Below are 23,834 nucleotides of genomic sequence, written 5' to 3' on the forward strand. Positions count from 1 at the left end.
GTCGGAGTTTGGCGGCGACGCTCAGCGGCCCGTAGTCATAGCCGAGGCTCTTCAGGGACTCCCGGGTCGCGAGAGCCAGCTGCGCCAAAGAGGCATCGACCTTGGCCGGGCTGGTCGCCGGCTTGGTCGAGGCAGTTTCCAAGGCTTTGATCGTCCCCCCGGCGGCAGCCGCGGCCCGGATCTTGTAAAACCAGGCCCGGGACACCTTATGACGTTCGCAGAACTGTGTAACCGCACCCCTCTCAGCGTCGTCAGGCCATGTCGCCACCAAATGCCGGATCTTGATATCGGGGTGCATCTTGCTCATGACCCGAGCAAAACCGGTCCGAGTGTCCACGATGTCCTGAGACACACTGTCCACGATGTCTTGAGACAGAAACGTCCATTAAGTCATGAGACTCCACAGTCGTCATTCGGCGTTCATAACCGCCAAGACTGATAGCGCAACGGGTGGTTGGAGGGGTGCCTCGAGGCTACTCCCCCGTTTCTCCGCCTATTCCCCCGTCTCGCCGTCTAGGGCCTCGCGGAGGAGATCGGCATGGCCGTTGTGCCGGGCATACTCCTCGATCATGTGGCACAGGATCCAGCGCAGGCTCGGTGCCGAACCGTCCGGCCACGGGCGACGGGCCAATTGGTCCAGGCCACCGGCGGCCAGGGCCTCCGTGACGCTGGCCCGGGACCGGTCCACGGCGTCCTGCCACAAGGTGCGCAGCTGGTCCGGGGTGTCCCCGGCGGCGGAATGCCACTCCCAGTCCGGGTCGGCCTTCCAGTCCACGGCGGCAAACGGGCCTCCCTGTCCCGGGCGTGCAGGGAACGGGAGAACCATTCGCTCTCCACATAGGCCATGTGCTTCAGGAGCCCACCCAGTGTCATCGATGAGGCAGCGGTAGTAGCCACAAGGCCGGCCGCGTCCAGCCCGGCGCATTTCCACGCCAGCGTGGCCCGCTGGTAGTCCAGGAATCCCAGGAGGGTCGCGGTTTCGTCGGAGGCGAGGGGAGGCTCCGGGCGGCCCTGATCGTCCACAATTGTCATGCGCGTGAGTCTAGCCGCCCGGCCTCCACGTCGCCGGAAACCGTCCGCTTCGCCGGAAAAGTACGGCGTTCCGGCACGCTTCCGGCGACTTCGACGACGGCGGCAGCAGGCACGGGGACGGCGGCGGCAGGTTCGGGGACGGTCCGCCTGGAGCGCACGGTCCGCCTGGCGCGCCGGTGGATGACGTACTCGGCCACCGCAAGGTTGATCACCCAGGCTGCCCCCAGGAGCACCGCCCGGGTCGGCTCGTCGGGCGGGCCCACCAGCAGCATCCACGGCAGCCCCGTCAGCGCCTGCGTTCCCGCGGCGACGCCGATCGCGTAGCCGCGGGTCATCCACGCGCCGTGCCGCACAAAATCCCGGCGCACAACCGCCACGACTCCCAGGACAATGCTCGCCGCCATGGCCGAGCCGAAGACCAGCCGCAGCACCAACAGCGCCGGTCCGTCCCCGGGCGGCAGCGGATAAAAGACGGCCATCCACAGGCCGGACAGGGCGGCCAGCAGGCCCGCCGGCGCGAGGATGCGGCCGGCGATGCGGTGCCAGCCCCGGCGGCCCCGCAGCGCGGGGAGGAACTGGAACGCACCGAGCAGGCTGTAGGTGGTGACACTGAGGATGTGGGTCACCACGGGCACGGGTGAGGCGAAGAACCGGGCGTTCTGGGCGGTGATGGCGGCACCGCCGGTCAGTTCCGTCAGCCGCGCCGCACCGGCGATCACCGGGATGAGGCTGAGAAGGATCAATCCGGCGGGCACTGGCCACTGGGGGCGGCGGCGGACTCGGGGGACGGGGGCGCTGCTGGCGTGTGTTGTCACGGCGTGGTCCTTGGCTGGGATGGCTGGCGGCGGCGGTACATGAGACGCGAGGTGTACGGCGTACACCTGATGCGGCCACGTTAGGTCTACGGCGTACACTTGTCAATAGGGAACCGTTAGGGAAGGGTGGCCGGATGACCCAGCAAGCGGAGCGAACGCGCCGGATTCCGTTGAGCCGGGACCGCGTCCTGGCTGCCGCCGTCGTGCTGGCCGATCAGGTGGGGATCGAGGCGCTGAGCATGCGCCGGCTGGCGCAGGAACTCGGCGTCGTGCCGATGGCGCTTTACAAGCACGTGGCCAACAAGGAGGAACTCCTTGACGGCATGGTGGACGCCCTTGTCAGCGAGATCGATCCTCCCGTCCGCGATGCCGGCTGGAAGGACGCCGTGCGCCTGAGGGTGCTCTCGGCGCGGGGGGCGCTGCTGCGGCATCCGTGGGCCCGGCAAGTGCTGGAATCGCGCACGAATAAAACTCCAGCGGTCCTTGGCTACATGGACTCGTTCATCGGCATGTTCCTGGCCGGAGGCTTCTCCGTGGACCTGACCCATCACGTCATGCACGCCCTCGGCAGCCGCATGTGGGGGTTTACCCAGGAGCTGTTCGACGACTCCGCCGGCGGGAACGCCGCAGGGCTGGCCACCCTTCCGCCGGAGGCGCAGGCGGCCATGTTCCAGGAGATGGCCGAGCGGTATCCGAACATCCTGAAGGTCGCCACCGCCTCCGCGCACCAGGACTCCGTGGTGGGCCAGGGGTGCGATGACCAGTTCGAGTTCGAGTTCGCCCTCGATCTGCTCCTGGACGGCTTCGAACGGCTGCACCGGCAGCACTGGACCTCCACTCCGGAACAGACCAGCCCGGCACAGACCAGCCCGGCGCAGACCTCGACGCCGGCGAGGCCCTGACCGGCCCCTACTCCTCCAGGAACCGCAGCAGGTACGGGAGAGTGGTCCGCATGGCCCGCAGGTCGCCCCCGCTCGCGGCCAGCTCGCCCAAATAATCGCCGTGGGTACCCGGCACGATCATCAGGCGCGCCCCGGGAATGACCCGTGACATCCGCACGGCGTGGTCAGCACTGACGACGTCGCGGTCGGCGCTCAGCACCAGGGTCCGGGCCGTGATGCGGCGCAGGTCCTCGTCCGACCATCCGGGGAAGCTCAGGATCCGCTGGCGGTCCAGTTCGAACATCCGCTCGAGGTGTCCGGGGTCCGGGTTCAGCCGGCGGTCCGCGTCCTGGTACACCTCCGGCATGTCATCGAGGGTTGCCTTTTCCATCCCCTCCCAGAATTCATCGCCCACAGCGTCGCGGCTGGCGAAGGTGGAGGCGGCAATCAGGCACCGCACCATGGACGGATGCCTCATGGCCAGCGCGAGCGCGGTGTGGCCCCCGGCGCTGAACCCGAGCACGTCCACGGAGTCCACGTTGAGCTCATCGAGCACGGCCTTGATGTCCCCTGCCGATCCTTCGGCGGTGAGCGGCCGGGCGGTAGCCGCGGTCCGGCCGTGGCCTTCCTCTTCGACGGCGATCACCTGCAGGCTCTCGGCCAGCAGCGCGGGGATGAGGCCGGCGAAATTGGTCTCGATGCTCGAGCCTCCGCCGGGAATCAGCAACAGCGGGGGCTCGCCGACCCGCGGGTGGCCATGCACCTCGTAGTACATGCGGAGGTCGCCGTTCGCCGCGTAACCGTGGGTGAAAGTCACATGGCATGTTACCGCCGCTAATACCGGGCTGAACAGGGCCTTGCGGACGACGGCGGGAGATTCCCGCCGTCGTCGTGTTGCGTTGCAGGTCAGGCGTTGACGGACTCGGCGATGATCGCGTCGACCTGGCCCAGCGCCTCCCTCATGCCTTCTTCCATGCCCATGGCGACGATCTTCTCCATCTGCTCCTCCGCCTCGAAGGTGGACAGGATGGTCATTCGGGTGCGGTCGCCGATTGGCTCCAATGTCACAACTCCGTGGATCGTTCCCATATCGGCCACGGGGTCGCCGTTGTCGTCCGCGAAGCCATCATCGAACTCCAGCCGGTGCGGAGCGTTGATGGTCACGAACCGCCACCAGCCGCGGGCCTTCTCCCCCTCGGGTCCCGTCATGTAGTAGCTGGCCTCGCCGCCCGGGACGAACTCGTGCTTCTCGAAGGTGGCCGGCCACGTGGGCGGCCCCCACCAGCGCTCGAGCTGGCGCGGGTCTTCCCAGATTTGCCAGACGCGCCCCACTCCGGCATCGAACTCGGCGACCACGGTGAGGCTCAGCGCCTCAAGATTCTTGACTGAACTGACAACCGTCATGACGAACTCTCCTATCCTTCAGTTTCCTTCAGCTTGGCCTTGCGATTTCTTGATTGGTCTGGCGCCTGCCTGCGTCTCGTCAGATTCCGGGGCGGCCACTTCGGCAAGCAGGTCCGCAATCCGGTCGGCGCGCTGGCGCCAGATGACCTCGTAGTCGTCCAGCAGGCGGCGGGCCCGCTGCAGGCCGTCATGGTTGGCCCGCACGATCTGCTCCCTTCCCCGCTTCTCCTTCGAGACAAGGGAAGCGCGTTCCAGCACCGCCACATGCTTCTGGACGGCCGCGAAACTCATGGCGTAGAGGGCGGCGAGCCCGGAGACCGAGTACTCGCCCACTGTCACCCGGCGCACGATGTCCCTGCGGGTCGCGTCGGCGAACGAGTGGAAAAGGCGGTCGAGTTCGTCGTCGTTGAGCTGGGTTCTGAGCTGATCTACAACCATTTGGTTGTAGGATAGCCCGACCGCTCGGGGGTGTCAATGGTTCACGAAACGACGCCCGGTGGAGACAAGGACCGGGCGGCAAGAGGCCGGTGTGCGGAGCGTGTGCCGAGCGTAGAGTGAGCCCATGAAGCGTGTGGTGATCGACCGCTTCGGCGGCCCCGAGGTCCTGCAGGTGGTGGAGGTCGACGATCCACGGCCCGGCCCGGGCGAAGTCCGCGTCAGGGTCCTGGCTTCGGGGGTCTCTTTCACCGACGCCCAGCTGCGCGCCGGCACCTACCTCGGCGGACCGAAGCCGCCTTTCACGCCCGGCTATGAGCTCGTCGGCATCGTTGATGAGCTCGGGCCCGGTTGCTCGCGGGTACGGGTCGGGGACCGCATCGGCGCGCTGACGGTGTGGGGCGCCAACGCCGAGCGCGTCTGTGTGCCGGAGGCATACGCGGTGGATGTGCCTGAGGACCTCGACCCGGCCGAGGTCGTAAGCCTCGTCTTCCCCTACATGACCGCCTACCAGCTGCTGCACCGGACGGCCCAGGCGAAGCCCGGGGAGAGTGTTCTGGTTCACGGCGCGGCAGGCAGGGTAGGGGCCGCCATCCTCGAGCTCGGAGCACTGGCCCGCCTCCGCCTCTACGGGACCGCCTCCGGCCGGGACCGCGCCGCAGTGGAGCGGCTGGGCGCGGTGGCGATCGACTATCAGAACGAGGATTTCCTGGCCCGGGTGCGCGGGCTCACCGGCGACGGTGTAGACATTGCCCTCGACGGGATCGGTGGGCCGTTGTCTCTGCGCTCCTTCCGCGCGCTGCGGCCCGGCGGTCGGCTCGTCGTGTTTGGCCGCTACGCCACCATCGCGCAGGGGCGCAAGAACTGGCCGGGCGTGATCGCCTGGTACGCGGCAACGGGGAGCGTCGCCCTCTGGGGCTGGCTGTCACCCCGTCGAAAAGTGTTGTCCTACCGGATCCAGAAGCTGCGCATCCACCACCAGGACTGGTTCAGGGCAGACTTCTTCGCGCTGCTCGAGTTGCTTCGCCGCGGCGAGATTCACCCGGTGGTGGCCGAGCGCCTGCCGCTTTCCGACGTTCGCCGCGCCCATGAGCTGCTGGGGACCACCGCGTCGAAAGGGAAGATCGTGCTCGTACCCTGATAAAGGCCCCGCCGAGTTCGCGGGAAGCCTGCGAGGTCGCCGCAAGGTTCCGGCGACCTCGCACGTTTCCGGCGACTCGGCGCGCCGTCGCCACGAGGGAGGATAGTTTTAGGGCATGACGGCAAGCTACAGGTACGACGTCGAGATTCTGCACCTCCTTGTCTCGCCGGCACACGCCTACTTCGGCCGCGCCCGCGATGGTGCGGCGCAGGTCCCCACGACGGACGCGGACCAAGTGGAGCTGGTGGCCGGCAAGGGCATCGTCGGCGACCGGTTCTTCGGCAAGGCCGCGCACATGGACGCCGCCGTCACCCTCCTCTCGATCGAGGCCCTCGAGGCGATGGCCAAGGAACTGGCAGCCGGCCCCTTTGACCCGCTCCTGACCCGGCGCAATGTGGTCCTCCGGGGCGCCCAGCTCGCTCCCCTGCTCGGCGAAGAGTTCGCGCTCGAGTCGAGGGGCAACGTGGTCCGGCTCCGGGCCGGACGGCCAGCCCACCCCTGCGCCTGGATGGACCGGATGCTTGCCCCCGGCGCGCACGCCGCCATGCGCGGCCGGGGAGGCGTGCGCTGCCAGCCGCTTTCGACCGGCCTCCTGAGCCGCGGCCCGGCCGTGCTGGTCAGCCCCGTCCCGCTCGACCCCGGGCAGGCCGGCGTCCCCACGCTGCTGCGCCCCTCCCGGCTGCCGTAGCGGCGCGGACGACGGCGATCGGCGATCATGTTCTTTGCCGCGGAGGTGGAACAAATGCTCATCCGAATCGTCGGCAGGAAATAGGCTCGGACTCATCGATCAGGCGGCCGCACGGCAACCGTCAAGCGCAAAACCGGTGAAGGAGCCAGGGTGGACACCCGAAAGCTGAAGTATTTTCTGGCTGTTGTTGACCACGACGGGTTCAGCCGGGCCGCGGAGCACCTGCTCATCGCCCAGCCATCGCTCTCGCAGACCATCGCCGCCCTCGAGAAGGAGCTGGGCGTGCCGCTCTTCCACCGGATCGGGCGGCGGGCGGTGCTCACCGAGGCGGGCAAGGAGCTGATCGGGCCGGCCCGGCTCGTGATGCGCAACCTCGATGCTGCGCAGTCCGCGGTGCAGTCGGTGCGTGGGTTGCGCAGCGGACGGCTGGACATCGTCACGATGCCCTCACCCGGGATCGAGCCCCTGTCCTCGATGATCGCCGCCTTCACCCGGGCGCATCCCCTGGTCAGGCTCAATGTCAGCGCCGCCTTCACCCCGGAGGACGTCATCGAGTCTGTCCGAAGCGGCAGCACGGAGATCGGGCTGGCAGGCTCCCCCACGCCCATCAAGGTTCCCGGCGTTGAGGTGCTGGAGCTCGATCGCCAGCCGCTGATCCTTCTCGTCAATCCCCAGTCCGATACGTTTGGCGCCGCAACAACGATCCAACGCGAGGAGCTGGCCGGCCACCGCCTGGTCGCGAGCCAGCGCGGTTCGCTGATGCGCTGGCTTGTGGACGACGCACTGGCGCGGGGGATCGACGCCGAAATCGTCGTCGAGGTCGCCCACCGGACCTCGATCCTGCCGTTGGTCCTGGCCGGGGTCGGCCACGCCGTGATGCCGTCGTCGTGGGCGCCCCTGGCCCACAAATCGGGGCTGCGGACGCTGCTGATCGAACCCGTGTCCTACCTGGATGTTGCCGTTCTCAGCCGGAGGGACGACCTGACCCCCGCAGCCCGGTCCTTCCTGGCGGTGGCGCGGCTGCACGCGGCCCCGCAACAGCAAGGAGGGACAGAAACGCCTCCCCCGGCGCATCATCAATAGGCTGAACCTATCTAGCGGATCGGATCTTGGTCTTGGACGGCATGTGGTGCCGGCCCGTCTACTTGAAGAGGAAGGCAGTGTGACGCTGCTAACACACTCAACGAGGAGGTAGGCACATGAGCGCCACCCAGACATTCAGCATCGCTTCAATCCCCGCAGACGGAGTCGGCAAAGAGGTCGTCTCCGCCGGACGCCGGGTCCTGGACGCCCTGGCGCAGAATTCCGGCGGCAAGTTCGCCTTCGAATGGACCGAGTTCCCATGGGGCTGCGAGTACTACGCCAAGACCGGCCAGATGATGGACCCCGACGGACTGGACACCCTCAAGGACTTCGACGCCATCTACTTCGGCGCTGTCGGCTGGGAAAACGTCCCGGACCACATCAGCCTCTGGGGCCTGCGCCTGAATATCACGCAGAACTTTGACCAGTGGGCGAACATCCGTCCGGTGAAGTTCCTCCCGGGCGTCCAGTCCCCGCTGCGCAAGGCCGACATCACCGAGCTCGACTGGATTGTGGTCCGCGAAAACAGCGAAGGCGAGTACGCCGGCCTCGGCGGGCGCAACCTCAGCGGCCGCGGCCCGGGCAACGAGGTCGCCCTGCAGACCGCACTGTTCACCGAGAAGGGCTGCGAGCGCATCATGCGCTTCGCGTTCGATCTGGCCCGGACCCGCACGGTGAAGAAGGTCTCCTCCGTCACCAAGTCCAACGCCCAGCAGTACGGCATGGTCCTCTGGGACGAAACCTTCCAGCGGGTTGCCCTGGACTACCCCGATGTCGCCACCGAGAGCGTCCTGGTCGACGCGATGAGCGCCAAGTTCATCCTGCACCCGGAAGACCTCTCCGTGGTCGTCGCCTCCAACCTGAACGCCGACATTCTCTCCGACCTCGGCTCGGCCCTGGCCGGCAGCCTCGGCCTGGCGGCCAGCGCAAACCTGAACCCGGAGCGCCGCTTCCCGTCCATGTTCGAGCCGGTGCACGGCTCGGCCCCGGACATCGCGGGCAAGGGCATCAGCAACCCGATCGGCGCGATCGCCAGCGCAGCCCTGATGCTGGACCACTTCGGCCTGCACGAGGAAGCCCGCCGCGTCGAGGCCGCCATCGAAGAGGCGACCGGCGCCGGCCACCTGACCCGCGACGTCGGCGGCGACGCCACCACCGCGGACGTCACCGACGCCATCATCGAGGCCCTGGCCCGCACCCTGGCGGCCGTCTAACGCTTCCGTCCAGCGCTGCGGCGCACTGAAACGGACGACGCCGGCCTCGCGGCCGGCGTCGAACGCTACACACTGCACGGGGCGGCTGCGCCGAACTGGCACCCGCCCCGCGCAAACCCCCACACTTAAAGCATCTCCAGAGACATTCCACAATGAGGTAGGAATCATGGGACACATCACCACCGCGGGCACGGACATCCCGGCCCCCAAGAAACGTTGGTACAGGCAGCTGTACTTCTGGGTATTGACCGGCATCGTCCTCGGCATTCTGGTGGGCTGGCTGGCCCCGGCCGCGGGCATTGCCATGGAACCGATCGGCACCACCTTCGTCAACGCCATGAGAATGCTGATCGGCCCGATCGTGTTCCTGACCATCGTCGGCGGCATCGCCAGCGTCGCGGATCTGAAGAAGGTCGGCATGACCGGGCTGAAGGCCCTGACGTATTTCCAGATCGGCACGATCTTTGCCCTGCTCTTTGGCCTGGTCGCCATCAACATCTTCCGCCTCGGCGAAGGCGTCAACGCAGACGCCAGCGCGATCAAGACGACGGACTCCGCGGCCAAACTCATCGACGCCGGCGCCCACCAGGAATGGTGGCAGTTCCTGACCCACATCATCCCCACCAGCGTCGTCGCGCCCTTCGTGGAAGGCGACATCCTCCAGATCATCTTCATCGCCGTGATCTTCGGCGTCGCGCTGAACGCCATGGGCAAGGTCGGAGCGCCCGTCCTGGACGGCGTCCAGCGCCTCACCGGGGTCATGTTCAAAATCCTGGGCTTCATCATGAAGGCCGCCCCGCTGGGTGCGTTCGGCGCGATGGCCTTCGCCGTCGGCAAGTACGGCGTCTCTTCCCTCTCCAGCATGGGCGGGCTGATCGCCCTCTTCTACGCCACCTCGATCCTCTTCGTCGTCGTGGTCCTCGGCTCCGTCATGGCCTTCCTGAAGCTGAACATCTTCAAGATGATCCGCCACCTCAAAGAGGAGTACCTGCTCATTCTGGGCACCTCCACTGCCGAACCGGCCCTCCCGGGCCTGATGCGCAAGCTCGAGCACGCCGGTGTGAAGAAGGAAACGGTCGGGCTCGTGGTCCCCACGGGCTACAGCTTCAACCTCGACGGCGCCGCCATCTACCTTTCGCTGGCCGCCGTCTACATCGCCCAGGCAACCAACACGAACCTGACCATCGGCCAGCAACTGGGCCTCATCGCGGTCATGCTGCTCACCTCCAAGGGCGCGGCAGGCGTCGCCGGCGGCGGCTTCATCGCCCTGACCGCCACCCTGGCCACGCTCGGCACCATCCCTGCCGCCGGCATCATGCTTATCTTCGGCATCGACAAGTTCATGTCCGAGTGCCGGGCCCTGGTGAACTTCACCGGTAATGCCGTCGCCACCTTGTTCATCGCCTGGTGGGACCGCACCCTGGACGCGGACCGCGTCCGCCGCGTCTTCAACGGCGAAACTGTTGAGCCGCTGCCCAGCGAGGATCCGATCCTCCCGGACGGCTACGGCGACATCGACGATGACCTGATCGAATACGGCCACCACACGCACCCGGACAACCACCCGGAGCGCACAGAAGCCGCCGATGCCGATTCGACGGCCAAGGACACCCGCCGCCCCGCCTACTCGGAAACCATCTGACATGTTCAACACCACCGCCCCGAAAACCGTGCGGACCCTCATCGCACCGGACAAGTTCAAAGGCAGCCTCACGGCCGGCGAGGTGGCCGACGCCCTGGCCGCAGGGCTCCGCGCCGGAGCGGGCTCCACCGGCGGGGCCGGAGCGGTCCACTGCGAGCTGCTTCCCCTGGCCGACGGCGGGGACGGCAGTGTGGACGCCGCCGTCGCCGCCGGCTTCACCCGGCACCGCCACACTGTCACCGGGCCCACCGGCCAGCCCGTCCCGGCCGGCATCGCGTTTGACGGCACCACCGCCGTCGTCGAGGTCGCCAACACCTGCGGCCTGGCGCTCCTGCCGGCGGGCCAGCTGGAACCCTTGGCGGCCTCCAGCCGGGGCTTTGGGGAAGCGATCCTGTTCGCCCTCAGTCTCAACCCGGCCAGGATCGTCCTGGCGCTGGGCGGAAGTGCCAGCACCGACGGCGGCATGGGAATGCTCACCGCCCTGGGCTACGGCTTCCACGACGCCCGCGGCCGGCAGCTCCACGGCAGCGGAGAGTCACTGGCGCAGATCCACACCATCCGCCGGACCAGGTTCCCCGAACTGGACAGCACGGAGCTCGTGGTCGCCAGCGACGTCCACCATCCACTGCTCGGGCCCGGCGGCGCGCCGGCGGTCTTCGGACCCCAAAAGGGCGCCGGACCGCAGGACGTTGCGGCACTGGAGCACGGGCTGGCGCACCTCGTCGCCACGTTGACGGACGCCGGGTTTGAGGACGCCGCCGAACTGGCGCAGCGCGAGGGCGCCGGAAGCGCCGGCGGGATCGGCTTCGCGTGCCTGCTGCTGGGCGCCAAGCAGGTCTCCGGCGCCGACTACTTCCTGGACCTGCTCGATTTCAACAACCGCAGGGACAGTTGCGACATCGTCATCACCGGCGAAGGCAGCATCGACGAACAGACCCTCGCCGGCAAACTTCCCGCCGCCGTCGCCCGGAGGTCGGGAACCCGCCCGATCATCGCGGTGGCCGGCCGTTCCCTCCTCCCCCGGGAAAGGTGGTCCGAACTGGCGCTCACCCGGGTCTACACCCTGGCCGAGTACACCGACCAGGACTCCGCCAAAGACCCCGGACTTTCGGCCGCCCTGCTGCAGAGGATCGGGAGGGACATCGCGGCAAGCCTGCTGTAGGCGCTAGCGGAATCTGGCCCCGCGGTCTTACTGCCTAATCGCGCTCTGGCTCTTCCCGCCCTGACTCTTCCCGCTCGGCGATCGCCTTCACGCTCGTTACCAGGCTGTCCCACATGCCCTTGGAGTGGTCGGCGTCCTCGGCACTGGCGTTGTTGTCCTGGGCGAGCGTCAGTTGCGTGGCACCGGCCTGGTCCTCGAGCGTCCAGGTCAGCGTGTGGTAGTTCTCCGGCGCATCCGCCTGGCCGCTCAACGGGCTGAAGTGCGTGACAACAAGCCGCCGTCCGGGTTCAAACTCGAGGATGCTGCCCCTGTCCTCGTACTCCTTGCCGTCCCAGGTGCCCCGCCACAGGATGGGTCCGCCTACCGCCCAGTCGGTCACGAGTTCGGTGCCGAACATGAATTCCTTGGCGGCATCGGGATCGGTGATCACGGACCATACGCGGCTCGCGGGCGCCCCGATGGTGATGGTCGAGGTCGCCACATACATTCCAGGCATAGCTTCCTTTCCTCGCGGAGTCGCTCGGCGCCGGCAGCGCCCGGCACCGAGACTACTCCGCCGGGCGGAACGTGCGGAAGCTCCCTAGGCCGGGTAGATCGCGATGGCGGCGGCCTTGATGACGAAGTAGACGCTCATTCCGGGGATGAGGCCGAGGTCGGCCGACGCGGCCGGGGTGATGTCGGCGGAGAGTCGACCGGCACGGACACGGATCTGATCGCCGTGGGGCTCCAGGTCCGTGATGATCACTTGGAATGAGTTTCGCGGGCTGCCGTGCTCTTCGGTGAGGAACACCGATACCGCCGAGGGCGGAAAGACCGCTACTCCGTCCTGCCCGGGTTCGATGGTCTCGTCCCGGTAGCCCGCGACGACCATGCCCTGGGCGGTGGTCACCCCGGCGTCGCTGACAGTCCCCGCCACCAGGTTCAGCCCGGCCAGCCCGGCGGCGAACCGGCTGCGCGGTTTTTCCAGGACTTCGCGGGTGGGGCCCTGTTCGGTGATCCGGCCGTCCTCGAGGACGATCACCCGGTCGGCCAGCATGAGGGCGTCGAGGATGTCGTGGGTGATGATGATGGCCCGGCGGCCGGCGAGGACGCGCTTGAGGAGCCGGCGGAGCAGCGGGGCGGCATGGATGTCGAGCGCGGCCATGGGCTCGTCCAGGAGCAGCAGGTCGGGGTCGGCGGCGAGGGCGCGGGCCACGGCCACCCGCTGGGCCTGTCCGCCGGAGAGCTGTCCGGGGCGCCGGGAGGCGAGGGAGTCGGCGTCGACTTCACTGAGCCAGTGCATGGCCGTTTCGCGGGCCGCGGCGCTGGAGGCGCCGGCGCTGCGTGGCCCGAACGCGACGTTGTCCAGTGCGCTGAGGTGCGGAAACAGGAGGGCTTCCTGGGCCAGCAGCGCCGTGCCCCGGGTGTGCGGGGCGCGCCAGATGTTGGTGTCCGCGCTCACGTCGAAGAGGACTTTTTCGCCGATCGTGGCTTTGCCGGCATCGGGGCGCAGCAGGCCGGAGATGATCGAGAGGAGCGTCGATTTACCGGCCCCGTTGGGCCCGAGGATGGCGATTGTCTCGGCCGGTCCGAGGCTGAAGGAGACCTCGAAGCCCCGCGCGGCAAGGGTTGCGTCCAGCTGAAAGGTCACCGGAGTGCTCCTTCCGGTGCCACGCCAAGGCGCGGGCGCCGGTAGGAGAGCCCGACGACGGCCACCGCCACGGCGACCAGCAGGAGGGAGAGCGCGACGGCGGCGTCGGCGTCGGTTTCGCGTTGCAGATAGATCTCCAGCGGCAGGGTGCGGGTGACGCCCTGCAGGCTGCCGGCGAAGGTCAGGGTAGCACCGAATTCGCCCAGGCTGCGGGCGAAGGACAGAACGGCGCCGGAGGCCAGTCCGGGGAGCACCAGCGGGATGGTCACCCGGCGCAGCACCGTGCCCGGGCGCGCGCCGAGGGTCGCGGCGACCGCCTCATACTTGTTGCCGGCGGTGCGCAGGGCGCCTTCGAGGCTGACCACCAGGAACGGCAGGGCAACGTACGTCTGGGCGAGGACGACCGCGGTGGTGGAGAAGGCGATCTGGATTCCGGCCAGTTCCAGGCTTTTGCCCAGCAGTCCCTGGCGGCCGAAGGTGTAGAGCAGGGCGATGCCTCCCACCACGGGAGGCAGGACCAGCGGCAGCAGGACGAAGGCCCGGAGCAGGCGCTGGCCCGGGAACGGGCTTCGGGCCAGGATGAGTGCGAGCGGCACGCCGAGGACGATGCAGGAGGCGGTGCTCGCCGCGGAGGTACGCAGGCTCAGGCCGAGCGCGGTGAGTGCGGATTCGGAGGTGATCAGCGGGATGAACTCGGACCAGTTGACCCTGGCGACCATTGCCACCAGCGGCAGCAGGACGAAGAGTGCCCCTGCTGCCGCGATGGCGTAAATCCATGCCGGGATGCCTGTGTACCCGGTGCCGCTGCGCCTGTGCATGCCGCTTACGGGGTGCCGAATCCGGCGTCGCTCAAGACCTGCTTGCCCTCGCTGCCGGTGACCGCTGCGATGAAGGCAGCGGCGAGCTTCTTGTTCTTGCCCGTGCCGACCGTGGCGATGGGGTAGGTATTTACGGCCTGGTCCGACTCGGCGAAGGGGATGCCTCTGACCTTGTCTCCGGCGTTCTTGACGTCCGTAACGTAGACCAGCCCGGCGTCGGCCTCACCCGAGGTGACCTTGCCCAGGACATCCGTGACGGACGATTCCTCGCTGACCGGCGCCAGGGTGGTGCCGGTGGCTTGTTCGACGGTCTCGGCCGCGGCGCCGCAGGGAACCTGCGGTGCGCACACCACGACCTTCACGCCCGGCTTGGCGAGGTCGGCGAAGGAGCTGATCGATGCCGGGTTGGACGGCGGAACCGCGATCTCCAGGACGTTCGTGGCGAAGTTGGCCGGGGCGCCGTCGATCAGTTCCGCATCGGTCAGCTTGGTCATGTTCTTGGTGTCGGCGGAGGCAAAGACGTCGGCCGGGGCGCCCTGGGTGATCTGCGTGACCAGGTCCGAGGAGCCGGCAAAGTTCAAAGTGATTTTGGTGTCGGGGTTCTTCGCCTCGAAGTCGCTGGCCAGCTTGGTGAAGGTCGATTTCAGCGAGGCCGCGGCGTACACGGTGAGCGCTCCGGACAGCGTGGGGGTCTCACTGGCCCCGGCGCTGGAGTTGGAGCCGGTTCCGGCTGCCCCGGGTGTGCCGGCGGCACAGCCGGCCAGGCCCGCGGCCAGGGCGCCGGCCGCCAGCAGTGCGGGGACGTGCTTGCGGGCGGTCCTCATATGAGGCTCTTTCCGTGGGGCGTTTCGATGATGACGGTGGTGGCTTTGACCACGGCGGTCGCCACGGATCCAAGTTCCAGGCCCAGTTCCCGGACGGCTTCGCTGCTCATCAGGGACACGACGCGGAAGGGCCCGCACTGCAGCTCAACCTGTGCCATGACTTTGTCAGCGGTGATGCCCGTGACCAGGCCGACGAACCGGTTGCGGGCGGAGCGGCCTATCTTGGTGGGGTCATCGGGAAGCTGTGCCTGGTCGCGGGCCAGGTGGGCAAGTTCCAGGCCGTCCACGGCCAGCCGGCCGGAGTCATCCTTGACCGGGGTCAGTATCCCATTCTCGGTCCAGCGCCGGACGGTGTCGTCACTGACCCCGAGAAATCGTGCTGCTTCGGAAATGCGGATTTTCGGCATACCTCCATAATCACCTATTTGCGGCCATTATGGGGAAACTGATCCGCAAATCAGTAAAGAATCCTCGTTTGGGGTCATCCGAGGCGCAGCCGGGTCCGGCCCCCGGGATCCTCGAACTCAAGGCGCATTTCAGGCCGGCCGGTGGCGCCGCCGCCGGGCGCCGCCCGCTGGGTGGCCACCAGGAGCGACGGCGGGTCGATTTTCCCGCCGCCCGGGACGATAATCGGAGGTGACCGGACAGCTTCTGCCGAGAGGAGCCGGCCGTGGCACCCACCACCCTGCTGGCAGGATTCAGATCTGCGATCGCCGCCCTCACGTTGGGGGTGCTGCTGCTGACCGGAACCGGCTGCTCCTCCGACAACCCCGCGGAAACCACGAAGATCACGCCGGCGACCAACGGGATCAACACTGTGGTCGGTCCGATGAAGCTGGCGGACATGCTCATCCTCTCCCACGGAGCGGACCAGCCCGGACGGATCATGGGCACCGTATTCAACACGTCCGCCAAAGACGCGGTTGTCACCATCTCCGGCGCTTCCGGATCGACGGTATCGATTCCGGTCAAGGCCAACGGCGAAACGTCTTTGGCCCAGCCTCCGGCCATGATGCTGGACCCCACCACGGGATCCCCCGGGTCCCTGGTCACGGTCCGGGTGAGCGAGGACTCCACAGGTAAGTCGGCCGAGCTGCAGCTTCCGGTCCTCGACTCCACGCTGCCCGAATACCAGTCGTACATGCCCGCGACGCCCGGATCCGGGACTGCCTCCGGCAGCCCGTCACCCACGCTGCCCGGGAACATCACCGCCCCATCCGGGACCGGGTCCCCCAGCCCCTCCCCCAGCCCGTAGCCCGAAGCCCGGCCCCAAGCGCCAGCTAGGGAATCGCGGCGACGACGTCGATCTCGACGAGGAAGTCCCCCAGGACAGGGCTTAGTTCTCTGGCGCGGTCCCGGGCCGGCGGATTCACTGAACTGCAGGGGAACGTTTAGTGCAATCGGCGGAGGGAGCGTGATCCCTGTGGGCGGACCCATCCGGCTGCTGGAACCGGGCTGCCCTCACGCGGCGCCCACGGAAACGGGCGCCGATCCGTCATGGAGCTGACGGTCATTGTCCTCATCACCGCCCTCCTGTTCGCGTGGGCGCTGGTGTCGGCGCGGCTGCAGCAGGCGGACCTGACCGCTCCCATTGTGTTCACCGCTGTCGGCGCAGCCCTGGCCTGGTCCGGGCTGGTCAGCGGCCCGTCGCCCCTGGCGAGTATCACCCCGGTTGTCGAGGTCACCCTGGTGTGGGTGCTCTTCTCCGACGCCGCCCGCCTGCCGCTCCAGCAATTGCGCCGCGACGTGAGCCGCTACGTGCGGTTGCTGGGAGTCGGCCTGCCGCTGACGATTGTGTTCGGGTGGGCCCTGGCCGCCTGGTTCTTTCCCCAGTTCGGGTTCTGGCTGGCCCTCCTCGTCGGCGCAGCGCTTGCCCCTACCGACGCCGCACTCGGAATACCCGTGGTGACGAATCCGGCGGTGCCGTCGCGGATCCGCCAGCTGATCACGGTCGAAAGCGGCCTCAACGACGGCATCGCCACCCCGGTCGTCATGCTCGCCATCGCCGGTGCGGCCGCCGCAGCAGGCCTGGAGAGCGCCAAAGGCCCAGGCAGCGCGGCCATGGAACTGCTCATCGGCGCCGGCGTCGGCGCAGCGGCCGGCGCCGCGGGCGGGTGGCTGCTCCAGCTGGCCCGCCGGCGTGGAACCGCAACCGAGGACTTCGCCGGCATCGGCGTCCTGGCCCTGAGCCTGCTCTCCTACAGCGCCGCACTCGCGGTGGGCGGCAACGGCTTCGTCGCCGCGTTCTGCGCCGGGCTGGCGTTCGGCACCTGCGCCGGGGAACGGGGGCCGGCCGAACTGGCCTTCGTTGAGCAGATGAGCGGCCTGGTGTCCCTGCTCGTGTGGCTGGCCTTCGGAGCCATCACCGTGCCGATCATGCTGGAGCACTCCCTCCCCCTGACCATCGCGTATGCCGTGCTCAGCCTCACGGTGGTGCGGATGCTGCCGGTAGCGCTGGCCTCAATCGGCGCCGGCCTCGACCGGAAGACCGTCCTGTTCGTGGGCTGGTTCGGCCCGCGCGGACTGGCGTCCCTGGTGTTCGCGCTGCTGGCCCTGGAAGCCCTTGGACCAGTGTCCGATCAGGCTGTGGCCGTCATCGCCGCCACCGTACTGCTCAGCGTCCTGGCCCACGGCTTCAGCGCCGCACCGCTGGCTGCCCGCTACGGACGGGCCGCTGCCGCAGCGGGACCGGAGCCCGGCGGACCGGTGCCGGTCTCTCCGGCCCCCGCCCGGGGGCTGAGCCGCATGCACATCCACCCTCCGCATTTTCGGTCGAAGCGGTCCCGTCCCTAGACCGCACCGAACCGTCCGCACTGGCCTCGGGTGCCGTCGTCGCCGTTCACGTTCCGCCACAGCGGCTGTGATGAGTCTCACGCGCAAATTTCGCCATCTGGCTTGAGCCGCCCGCGCGGCGCTGTGCACTATGGAAAGGCAAGGCAGGGACTGCGACGTTCCTGCCGGTGCAGCCCGACGATTTCCTGCGACGTTCCGCGTCCGCAGTAAACGCCGGGCACCCATCCTGGTGGACGCAATGAGGCCAAACCGGTGAGCTCGCAGAGCTGCCCACGGTCTCAGGCGTTCCTGGTTTGGCCCCTACGGCGGCTCCGCATCGGTGCGGCAGCCGGACATCCGGATTCATGAAATGGAAGCACTGAACAATGACGTTTGAAACTGCCAACTCTGTAACCCACAAGCTCTGGGACCGCTCCACCATGCACCACGAGCTGGACGCGCTGGTCCACGAGCTCTCCGAGCGCCACAACACAGCCAAGAGCAACATCGCGGTCCACGCCAGCGGCCCGAACACCTTCACCCTCAGCCTGAACCACGGCGCCTAAAGCCCGGGTTCCAGGCAGCAAAGCCAAACGACGACGGCGGGAGCCACATCCCGCCGTCGTCGTTTGACCTTAAAGCCCGCGGATCAACCGGCGCCCACGGCCCCGCGCATTTCCGTCTTGACCCGGTACATGTCCTGATCTGCGGCCAGCAGCAGGGCCGTGGCCAGTTCTTTGTGCGCGGCCGGATCCGCGTCCGCCGGAACAGCCGTTTTCGCCTGGCCAACGGACATGCCCAGCCGGAGCTCGCTCCCCCCGATGGTGACGGCGCCGGCCAGGCAGCTCCGGACGCGCTCTGCAACCGCCTCGAGCTCCGCCGCGTGCTCCAGCCGAGGGATCAGGACAACGAACTCGTCCCCGCTGTAGCGCGTGACGGTGACCGCGCCGCGCACGGCCTGGGAGAGCATCAGCGCCACGTGTTCCAGGACCTGGTCGCCGGCCGCGTGGCCCAGGGTGTCGTTGACCAGCTTGAACTTGTTGACGTCGCAAAACAGCACGCCGACGCGGTTCCGCTGTTCGCCGGCGCTGGCCAGGGCCGCCAGCAGGTTTTCCTCGAGGTGCCGCCGGTTCGGCAGGCCGGTCAGCGGGTCATGCAGCGCCCGATGGTGGGCTTCCCGCAGGAGCGCGGCGCGGTCCGCCTCGGCATCCTCGAGTTGCCGGTGAGCGCTGGCCAGTTCGCGCTCATACCGCCGCCGCTCGGGGGCCGCGAAAAAGATCATCAAATCCCTCGGTTCTGCCCCGTCCACGGTCCGGGTGACGGACAGCAGGACGGGCCTGCGCTGCCCGTCCTGTCCCAACAGCTCGATCGAGAGTTCGGCGAGGTGCCCGTCGCGTTCCAGCTTCGGCCCGGCGTGCGTCCGGTACATCAGTCTGTCCCCGGCCGGCATGAGGTCCAGGAGGCGGGTGCCGCCGAGGCCGCCTTCGGGGATTCCGGTCCAGGCGCACAAGGTGGCGTTCGCGGCCAGGATGGTCCCGTCGGTACCGGCAACGATGTAGCCGGCGGGCGCCTGGTGGAAGAGTTGCCCGTAATCGACGGCCGTGGTGCTGGTCCGGGTCATGCCGGCTTCAGGAATTCGAGGATGGCGGCAGACGTTTCCTCCGGCGCGCTGCTTTGCGGGAAGTGGCCTGTGGCCGCAAGCCGGACCAGGGTGCTGTTCGGGAGCGCGTGGTGCAGGTAGGTTCCCACGTGGTCCGGCGTGACGACGTCGTCGGTGCTTTGCAGGACCAGCACCGGGATGGTGACCTCGCCGAGCAGGTGCCGGACATCGGAAAGGAACGCCACCCGGGCAAAGTCACGGGCAACCCGGGGGCTGATCCGCCCGAAGCTGCCCTGGATCTCATGCTCCAGTTCGGGAGCGTGCGGCGTATTCATGTAGACCGGGGCCATCGACTCGGCCCAGACCACATAGTTGGCATCCAGGGATTCGAAGACGTCGTCGATGTCCTGCCGGGTGAACCCTCCCACGTAGCCGTCCTCGGGGTGGTCAAGATAGCTCGGCGAGGCCGTGACCAGCACGAGCCGGCCGAACCTGCCCCCTGCGTCCCGGGCGGCCGCGCTGACGGCCATCATCGACCCGACGCTGTGGCCGATGAGGGTCACGTCCTGCAGGTCGAGTTCGCCGCAGACTTCCACCAGGTCATCGACGTAGGCGTCAAGGGCGGAGTAGGTGGCCGAATCGTAGGCGGACTGGTCGGAGCCGCCGGAGCCCACATGGTCCAGCAGAACCACCCGGTAGCGGTCGGTGAACCGGGGCAGAATCTTGCCCCACATGCTCTGGTCGGTGCCGAACCCGTGGGCGAACACCAGCGCCGGGCCGTCTTCTGGCCCATGCACCTCGACGTTGTTGCGCGCTGCCGCACCGGACATCATCGGCCAACCTGCTCTTCCAATTCACACATGGACCCACCTATCGAGACCGACGGCTGCACAATTCATCCGGGCCTCGGGCCCAGAAAAATCCGTCCGCCGCCTGCAGGCGCCGCCCCACGAAAATTCCCATATTACAAGGATGTATTTCGACGACGTGGATCCATCTTAGTCCGGTGGGCTGCGGGCCCGGACATGCGTCCCCGCAGGTCACGCGGGGTTTCTGGCGGGGATGCTTACAGCCGAAAACTGGCCGTAGCAAGCTGTTCCGGCGCGCGCGGCAGATCCCGGACACACGTATTGACCTCCTGCTCCCGCCAGGAGGTCCGGCACACGACGGCAAATGGGCAACCAAGCGGCCACCTCTGGCACGCGCCGCCCTCCTGCTGGCACACTGAGCCGATGAGTGATCCCCTCCCCCAGTCCCGGCGGCCTGGCATCCGTGCCGCGATGTTCGTGGACTTCGACAACGTCTATACCGGCCTGATGGCCTTGGACCCGGCGGCCGCTAAGAGATTCGCCGAGGACCCCAAGCACTGGACGGAGGCGCTGGCCGCCGGCGGCGCGGGCGAAGAATCCCGGCGCTTCCTGATCCGCAACTGCTACCTCAATCCGGTGATTTACTCCAAGTACCGGCCGTACTGGACCCGCGCGGGCTTCCGGGTGATCGACTGCCCCTCCCTGACCCAGCGGGGCAAGTCCAGCACCGACATCAACCTGGTGCTGGACGCAATGGATGCCCTGGCCGGCGCGGCACATATTGAGGAGTTCTTCGTCGCGTCTGCCGACGCCGACTTCACGTCGCTGGTCCAGCGGTTCCGGGCGGCCGACCGTATGACCACCGTCATCGCTGCCGGCGCCGTGGCGTTCGCATACCGGGAGATGGCCGACAGCGTGGTGGAGTCCCACGACTTCGTGGCAATCCTCAACGGGACCGCGGCCGGCATCCCCCGCATGGTCCCGTCCGCCGGACTTGGCACCCCGCTCCGCACCGCACAGGGCACGCCCGGGTCTGCGACGTCGGCCGCCGACGAGGTCCGGGCCCTGGTGCAGGCCGCGCCGGGTCCGGTCACGGGAGCCGTCGCGGCGCACCGGGCCCTGACCGCGGACCCGTCGCTGAAGACCGATTGGGGCGGGCACGGCAAGTTCGGGGCCTGGATCGCCCAGATCGGCCAGGGCGTCCAATACTCGTCCACGCCGTCGCCCGGCTGGGTGTGGGACGCGAAGCGGTTCTCCCCGGAGCCCTCCTCGCTGGCCTCCGACGCCCGCCCCGCGATCGAGGAGCAGGTCACCCGGGTCACGGACGTTCCGGCGCTGTCGGCAGAACAGTTCAGACAGGTCTTCCTGTCCCTGGCGGCGAAGCTGCGCGACCATTCGGGCAACCGCAGCGAATTGGCACGCTCCGTCCGGGACGACTGCGTGGCGGCCGGGCAGCCAGTGTCCCGCTCTGCCGTCAACTTCGTGATCCAGGGCGTGGTGTACGCCGGCGGCTCCCTCGCAGAGGAGATATCAGCGGCAGAACTCGCTGCCGCGTGGACCAGAAACGTGGAAGAGCTGTGCCGGCTGGCCCTCATGGAGTTCGACGACGCCGAAAAGCTCGCGCTCAGGCGCTGGGCCGGCGGCGGGCTGCTGGAGTCCGGCCCCGGCGGCTCCCGGGCATAGCGAACCTCCCGCCGTCGTGGGCTTGCGCCGGGTGCCAAACCGATCAACAGTGTGATCTATCTACATCGAGTACTCACCAAACGAATTCGGAACGGAGCTGGAAATGCCCAACGACCTTACGGAGCTGGTCAGCGTCCGGTACATAGTGGCCGACGTCGATGCCGCGGTCGACTTCTATACAGCGCATCTCGGATTCACCGTCAGGATGAGCGCCGCGCCGGCGTTCGCCGATGTCACCCGCGGCCGGTTGCGGCTCCTCCTGAGCGGGCCGGCCAGCTCGGCAGGCCGTCCCATGCCGGACGGCACGGTGCCCGTGCCGGGGGGGCTGGAACCGCATCCACCTCATCGTGGGCGATATCGCGGCCGAAGAGGAGCGGCTGCGCGCCGCAGGCCTCACGTTCCGGAACGACATTGTCACCGGCCCCGGCGGACAGCAGATCCTGTTGGAGGACCCGTCCGGGAACGTTGTCGAGTTGTTCCAACCCGCCGGCGAATAGCGGCCGTTTCACGCAAGCGGACGACGGAGGGATTTCTCTTCACCGAGGTCGCCTAGCTGGGCTCCCGTTCCTGTCTAATGGGGAGCCCAGCTGCGCTTGGGTCCGGCTGACGGAAGACCTGAGGAGATCTCCCGGAGCGGGGACATCTTCGCTACGGCTTCAGGACCACCTTGATGCAGCCGTCTTCCTTTTTCTGGAAGATCTCGTAGGCGGCCGCGGCACCGTCGAGGTCGACCTCGTGAGTCTTCAGGTCCATGACGCCGAGCGGGTCTGCGGAATCTTCCACGAGCGGGAGCAGCTCGTCCGTCCACCGGCGGACGTTGCACTGGCCCATCCGGAGTTGGATCTGCTTGTCGAACATGCTCAGCAGGGGCATGGGGCTCGCTGTACCCCCGTACACCCCGCTTAGCGAAACGGTGCCTCCCCGGCGCACGGAGTCGATCGCTGCATGGAGAACCGTCATGCGGTCTACACCCGCAGTCTCCATGGCCTTCTTTGCCAAGGCATCCGGCAAGAGCCCCACCGCATTCTGCGCAAAGGCGCCGACGGGCGAATTGTGCGCTTCCATGCCGACGGCGTCGACGACCGCGTCGGGGCCCCTTCCATCCGTCATATCGCGAAGCTGGTCGCTGACGTCCTTCGTGAAATCGATCGTTTCCACCCCGTGCCGCTCGGCCATGCGGCGGCGTTCCGGAACCGGCTCGATGGCGATGACGCGCTGACCCAGGTGTCGACCGACGCGGCTGGCGAACTGCCCCACCGGGCCGAGACCAAAGACGGCCAGTGTGCCGCCGGCGGGGACGTCGGCGTATTTCACTCCCTGCCAGGCGGTGGGAAGAATATCGGAGAGGTAGAGGTACCGCTCATCAGGCAGTTCGTGCCCGACCTTTATCGGCCCGTAGTCGGCGTGGGGCACGCGCAGGTATTCCGCCTGCCCACCGGGGACCGAACCGTAGAGCTCGGAGAACCCGAACAGGCTCGCCCCGCTGTTGTGGGCATGGACCTGGGTGGTTTCACACTGGGACTGCAGCCCCTGTTTGCACATCCAGCAATGGCCGCAGGAGATGTTGAAGGGGATGACCACCCTGTCGCCCGGCTTGAGGTTCCTGACCTCGGAGCCGACCTCCTCAACGACGCCCATGGGTTCGTGCCCCAGGATGTCGCCGGCCTTCATATAGGGGCCAAGGACCTCGTACAGGTGGAGGTCCGAGCCGCATATGGCCGATGAGGTGATCCTGACGATGGCGTCCGTCCCCTTCTCAATGACCGGATCCGGAACAATCTCCACGCTGACCGACCGCTTTCCCTGCCAGGTAAGTGCCCTCATATTCGCTCCTTCAGTCGCAACCAAATTAGTAAGTCTACTGACCAATAAGATCATTCCTTGTTCGCGCCCGGATGGGAAGGAGCGTCGGTCTGAGTCCTACGAGCCCGGCGACTTAGATGGTCGGACCGCATCAACCAATTTGATCCAGGTCCCGGAAGAGGACTGAAAGTTTCATCCGCTGCAATTTTCTTGTCGGGCTGCTGTTTTACCCTGGGCGCAGCCCGGGAAAGCTCATAGCCGGGACTGAGGTCGTCCCGGCTGGCGATGAGCTCGTTCGAAGGGCGGGAGCCCGCGGCTGAGGGCAGGATGCGGCCACGGCCTGGCCGCCCTGGCCGCCCGCCCCAAATAGCCGCCCGGCGGCTCAGCGGCACCTTCGC

Annotated in this window: 24 protein-coding genes and 3 pseudogenes; 13 read left to right on the forward strand and 14 right to left on the reverse strand. The window is 67.8% G+C overall.

Annotation, left to right across the window (positions count from 1 at the left end):
• The 3 genes and pseudogenes from AC1DN2_RS06400 to AC1DN2_RS06410 form a co-directional block, all read right to left on the reverse strand.
• Positions 1-307: pseudogene (locus AC1DN2_RS06400) on the reverse strand (IS481 family transposase); the annotation flags it as partial.
• 186 nt (positions 308-493) lie between these two features.
• Positions 494-1,032 (reverse strand): annotated as a pseudogene (locus AC1DN2_RS06405) (DinB family protein).
• Complete coding sequence (locus AC1DN2_RS06410; protein ID WP_476849655.1) at positions 1,029-1,847, reverse strand: DUF2306 domain-containing protein; 819 nt, start codon at positions 1,845-1,847, stop codon at positions 1,029-1,031. Before AC1DN2_RS06410 ends, AC1DN2_RS06405 begins: the two are co-directional and overlap by 4 nt.
• 134 nt (positions 1,848-1,981) lie before the next feature.
• Here AC1DN2_RS06410 and AC1DN2_RS06415 point away from each other — a divergent pair, with 134 nt between their 5' ends.
• The gene (locus AC1DN2_RS06415; RefSeq protein WP_476849656.1) at positions 1,982-2,749 is read left to right on the forward strand and encodes a TetR/AcrR family transcriptional regulator; all 768 of its coding nucleotides are present in this window, start codon (positions 1,982-1,984) and stop codon (positions 2,747-2,749) included.
• Positions 2,750-2,756: 7 nt separating this feature from the next.
• Here AC1DN2_RS06415 and AC1DN2_RS06420 read toward each other — a convergent pair whose 3' ends face one another.
• The 3 genes from AC1DN2_RS06420 to AC1DN2_RS06430 form a co-directional block, all read right to left on the reverse strand.
• The gene (locus AC1DN2_RS06420; protein ID WP_230009667.1) at positions 2,757-3,545 is read right to left on the reverse strand and encodes an alpha/beta fold hydrolase; all 789 of its coding nucleotides are present in this window, start codon (positions 3,543-3,545) and stop codon (positions 2,757-2,759) included.
• Positions 3,546-3,634: 89 nt separating this feature from the next.
• Positions 3,635-4,132 (reverse strand): SRPBCC family protein, encoded by a 498-nt coding sequence (locus AC1DN2_RS06425; RefSeq protein ID WP_230009669.1) that lies wholly within the window; start codon positions 4,130-4,132, stop codon positions 3,635-3,637.
• 18 nt (positions 4,133-4,150) lie between these two features.
• Positions 4,151-4,570 (reverse strand): ArsR/SmtB family transcription factor, encoded by a 420-nt coding sequence (locus AC1DN2_RS06430; RefSeq protein ID WP_476849657.1) that lies wholly within the window; start codon positions 4,568-4,570, stop codon positions 4,151-4,153.
• Between the two features lie 124 nt (positions 4,571-4,694).
• Here AC1DN2_RS06430 and AC1DN2_RS06435 point away from each other — a divergent pair, with 124 nt between their 5' ends.
• From AC1DN2_RS06435 to AC1DN2_RS06460, 6 genes are all read left to right on the forward strand, one after another.
• Positions 4,695-5,708 (forward strand): medium chain dehydrogenase/reductase family protein, encoded by a 1,014-nt coding sequence (locus AC1DN2_RS06435; RefSeq protein WP_476849658.1) that lies wholly within the window; start codon positions 4,695-4,697, stop codon positions 5,706-5,708.
• Between the two features lie 115 nt (positions 5,709-5,823).
• On the forward strand, positions 5,824-6,396 hold the full coding sequence (locus AC1DN2_RS06440; protein ID WP_223913536.1) for an MOSC domain-containing protein: 573 nt from the start codon (positions 5,824-5,826) through the stop codon (positions 6,394-6,396).
• A 150-nt stretch (positions 6,397-6,546) separates the two neighbouring features.
• Positions 6,547-7,479 carry a LysR family transcriptional regulator gene (locus AC1DN2_RS06445; protein ID WP_476849659.1) on the forward strand — a complete coding sequence of 311 codons (933 nt, stop codon included), beginning with the start codon at positions 6,547-6,549 and terminating at the stop codon, positions 7,477-7,479.
• 116 nt (positions 7,480-7,595) lie between these two features.
• Positions 7,596-8,693, forward strand: a complete 1,098-nt coding sequence (locus tag AC1DN2_RS06450) for a tartrate dehydrogenase (protein WP_476849660.1) — start codon at positions 7,596-7,598, stop codon at positions 8,691-8,693.
• 166 nt (positions 8,694-8,859) lie between these two features.
• Positions 8,860-10,335, forward strand: coding sequence for a C4-dicarboxylate transporter DctA (dctA, locus tag AC1DN2_RS06455; protein WP_476849661.1), 1,476 nt, complete (start codon positions 8,860-8,862; stop codon positions 10,333-10,335).
• Between the two features lies 1 nt (position 10,336).
• On the forward strand, positions 10,337-11,497 hold the full coding sequence (locus AC1DN2_RS06460; RefSeq protein ID WP_476849662.1) for a glycerate kinase: 1,161 nt from the start codon (positions 10,337-10,339) through the stop codon (positions 11,495-11,497).
• Positions 11,498-11,531: 34 nt separating this feature from the next.
• Here the strand turns inward: AC1DN2_RS06460 and AC1DN2_RS06465 are convergent, their stop codons facing one another.
• From AC1DN2_RS06465 to AC1DN2_RS06485, 5 genes are all read right to left on the reverse strand, one after another.
• Complete coding sequence (locus AC1DN2_RS06465; RefSeq protein WP_476849663.1) at positions 11,532-11,993, reverse strand: SRPBCC domain-containing protein; 462 nt, start codon at positions 11,991-11,993, stop codon at positions 11,532-11,534.
• Positions 11,994-12,077: 84 nt separating this feature from the next.
• Positions 12,078-13,127, reverse strand: a complete 1,050-nt coding sequence (locus AC1DN2_RS06470) for a sulfate/molybdate ABC transporter ATP-binding protein (RefSeq protein ID WP_476849664.1) — start codon at positions 13,125-13,127, stop codon at positions 12,078-12,080.
• Positions 13,124-13,945: an ABC transporter permease gene (locus tag AC1DN2_RS06475; protein ID WP_476849665.1), complete on the reverse strand. Its 822-nt coding sequence runs from the start codon at positions 13,943-13,945 to the stop codon at positions 13,124-13,126. Before AC1DN2_RS06475 ends, AC1DN2_RS06470 begins: the two co-directional genes overlap by 4 nt.
• 5 nt (positions 13,946-13,950) lie before the next feature.
• Positions 13,951-14,769: a molybdate ABC transporter substrate-binding protein gene (modA, locus tag AC1DN2_RS06480; protein ID WP_476849666.1), complete on the reverse strand. Its 819-nt coding sequence runs from the start codon at positions 14,767-14,769 to the stop codon at positions 13,951-13,953.
• The gene (locus AC1DN2_RS06485; RefSeq protein WP_223913528.1) at positions 14,766-15,176 is read right to left on the reverse strand and encodes a TOBE domain-containing protein; all 411 of its coding nucleotides are present in this window, start codon (positions 15,174-15,176) and stop codon (positions 14,766-14,768) included. Before AC1DN2_RS06485 ends, modA begins: the two co-directional genes overlap by 4 nt.
• 263 nt (positions 15,177-15,439) lie before the next feature.
• Here AC1DN2_RS06485 and AC1DN2_RS06490 point away from each other — a divergent pair, with 263 nt between their 5' ends.
• The 3 genes from AC1DN2_RS06490 (at position 15,440) to AC1DN2_RS06500 (ending at position 18,107) form a co-directional block, all read left to right on the forward strand.
• The gene (locus tag AC1DN2_RS06490; RefSeq protein ID WP_476849667.1) at positions 15,440-16,024 is read left to right on the forward strand and encodes a hypothetical protein; all 585 of its coding nucleotides are present in this window, start codon (positions 15,440-15,442) and stop codon (positions 16,022-16,024) included.
• A 242-nt stretch (positions 16,025-16,266) separates the two neighbouring features.
• On the forward strand, positions 16,267-17,562 hold the full coding sequence (locus AC1DN2_RS06495; protein WP_476849668.1) for a cation:proton antiporter: 1,296 nt from the start codon (positions 16,267-16,269) through the stop codon (positions 17,560-17,562).
• 365 nt (positions 17,563-17,927) lie between these two features.
• A complete protein-coding gene (locus AC1DN2_RS06500) occupies positions 17,928-18,107 on the forward strand; it encodes a hypothetical protein (protein ID WP_018775517.1) in 180 nt (59 codons plus the stop codon).
• A gap of 83 nt (positions 18,108-18,190) precedes the next feature.
• On the opposite strand, the gene AC1DN2_RS06505 is transcribed toward AC1DN2_RS06500, so the two are convergent.
• Positions 18,191-19,162 carry a PAS domain-containing protein gene (locus tag AC1DN2_RS06505; protein ID WP_476849669.1) on the reverse strand — a complete coding sequence of 324 codons (972 nt, stop codon included), beginning with the start codon at positions 19,160-19,162 and terminating at the stop codon, positions 18,191-18,193.
• Entirely contained in the window at positions 19,159-19,974 is an 816-nt protein-coding gene (locus AC1DN2_RS06510) for an alpha/beta fold hydrolase (protein WP_476849670.1), read from the reverse strand. Before AC1DN2_RS06510 ends, AC1DN2_RS06505 begins: the two co-directional genes overlap by 4 nt.
• 399 nt (positions 19,975-20,373) lie before the next feature.
• Between AC1DN2_RS06510 and AC1DN2_RS06515 the strand changes: the two genes are divergently transcribed.
• The 3 genes and pseudogenes from AC1DN2_RS06515 to AC1DN2_RS06525 all read left to right on the forward strand — a co-directional run bounded on the left by AC1DN2_RS06515 (position 20,374) and on the right by AC1DN2_RS06525 (position 22,130).
• Entirely contained in the window at positions 20,374-21,633 is a 1,260-nt protein-coding gene (locus tag AC1DN2_RS06515; RefSeq protein ID WP_476849671.1) for an NYN domain-containing protein, read from the forward strand.
• A gap of 103 nt (positions 21,634-21,736) precedes the next feature.
• Positions 21,737-21,865: pseudogene (locus tag AC1DN2_RS06520) on the forward strand (VOC family protein); the annotation flags it as partial.
• A 115-nt stretch (positions 21,866-21,980) separates the two neighbouring features.
• Entirely contained in the window at positions 21,981-22,130 is a 150-nt protein-coding gene (locus tag AC1DN2_RS06525; RefSeq protein ID WP_476849818.1) for a VOC family protein, read from the forward strand.
• 151 nt (positions 22,131-22,281) lie between these two features.
• Here AC1DN2_RS06525 and AC1DN2_RS06530 read toward each other — a convergent pair whose 3' ends face one another.
• A complete protein-coding gene (locus AC1DN2_RS06530; protein WP_476849672.1) occupies positions 22,282-23,457 on the reverse strand; it encodes a zinc-dependent alcohol dehydrogenase in 1,176 nt (391 codons plus the stop codon).
• Between the last annotated feature and the right edge of the window lie 377 nt (positions 23,458-23,834).

Source organism: Arthrobacter sp. 01L42 (assembly GCF_056400005.1).

Bases quoted from the DNA above. Each gene is read 5' to 3' on its own strand.
- AC1DN2_RS06415 (WP_476849656.1), top strand. From the start codon at position 1,982: ATGACCCAGCAAGCGGAGCGAACGCGCCGGATTCCGTTGAGCCGGGAC.
- AC1DN2_RS06425 (WP_230009669.1), bottom strand. From the start codon at position 4,132: ATGACGGTTGTCAGTTCAGTCAAGAATCTTGAGGCGCTGAGCCTCACC.
- AC1DN2_RS06430 (WP_476849657.1), bottom strand. From the start codon at position 4,570: ATGGTTGTAGATCAGCTCAGAACCCAGCTCAACGACGACGAACTCGAC.
- AC1DN2_RS06435 (WP_476849658.1), top strand. From the start codon at position 4,695: ATGAAGCGTGTGGTGATCGACCGCTTCGGCGGCCCCGAGGTCCTGCAG.
- AC1DN2_RS06440 (WP_223913536.1), top strand. From the start codon at position 5,824: ATGACGGCAAGCTACAGGTACGACGTCGAGATTCTGCACCTCCTTGTC.
- AC1DN2_RS06450 (WP_476849660.1), top strand. From the start codon at position 7,596: ATGAGCGCCACCCAGACATTCAGCATCGCTTCAATCCCCGCAGACGGA.
- dctA (WP_476849661.1), top strand. From the start codon at position 8,860: ATGGGACACATCACCACCGCGGGCACGGACATCCCGGCCCCCAAGAAA.
- AC1DN2_RS06460 (WP_476849662.1), top strand. From the start codon at position 10,337: ATGTTCAACACCACCGCCCCGAAAACCGTGCGGACCCTCATCGCACCG.
- AC1DN2_RS06465 (WP_476849663.1), bottom strand. From the start codon at position 11,993: ATGCCTGGAATGTATGTGGCGACCTCGACCATCACCATCGGGGCGCCC.
- AC1DN2_RS06475 (WP_476849665.1), bottom strand. From the start codon at position 13,945: ATGCACAGGCGCAGCGGCACCGGGTACACAGGCATCCCGGCATGGATT.
- modA (WP_476849666.1), bottom strand. From the start codon at position 14,769: ATGAGGACCGCCCGCAAGCACGTCCCCGCACTGCTGGCGGCCGGCGCC.
- AC1DN2_RS06485 (WP_223913528.1), bottom strand. From the start codon at position 15,176: ATGCCGAAAATCCGCATTTCCGAAGCAGCACGATTTCTCGGGGTCAGT.
- AC1DN2_RS06495 (WP_476849668.1), top strand. From the start codon at position 16,267: ATGGAGCTGACGGTCATTGTCCTCATCACCGCCCTCCTGTTCGCGTGG.
- AC1DN2_RS06500 (WP_018775517.1), top strand. From the start codon at position 17,928: ATGACGTTTGAAACTGCCAACTCTGTAACCCACAAGCTCTGGGACCGC.
- AC1DN2_RS06505 (WP_476849669.1), bottom strand. From the start codon at position 19,162: ATGACCCGGACCAGCACCACGGCCGTCGATTACGGGCAACTCTTCCAC.
- AC1DN2_RS06510 (WP_476849670.1), bottom strand. From the start codon at position 19,974: ATGATGTCCGGTGCGGCAGCGCGCAACAACGTCGAGGTGCATGGGCCA.
- AC1DN2_RS06515 (WP_476849671.1), top strand. From the start codon at position 20,374: ATGAGTGATCCCCTCCCCCAGTCCCGGCGGCCTGGCATCCGTGCCGCG.
- AC1DN2_RS06530 (WP_476849672.1), bottom strand. From the start codon at position 23,457: ATGAGGGCACTTACCTGGCAGGGAAAGCGGTCGGTCAGCGTGGAGATT.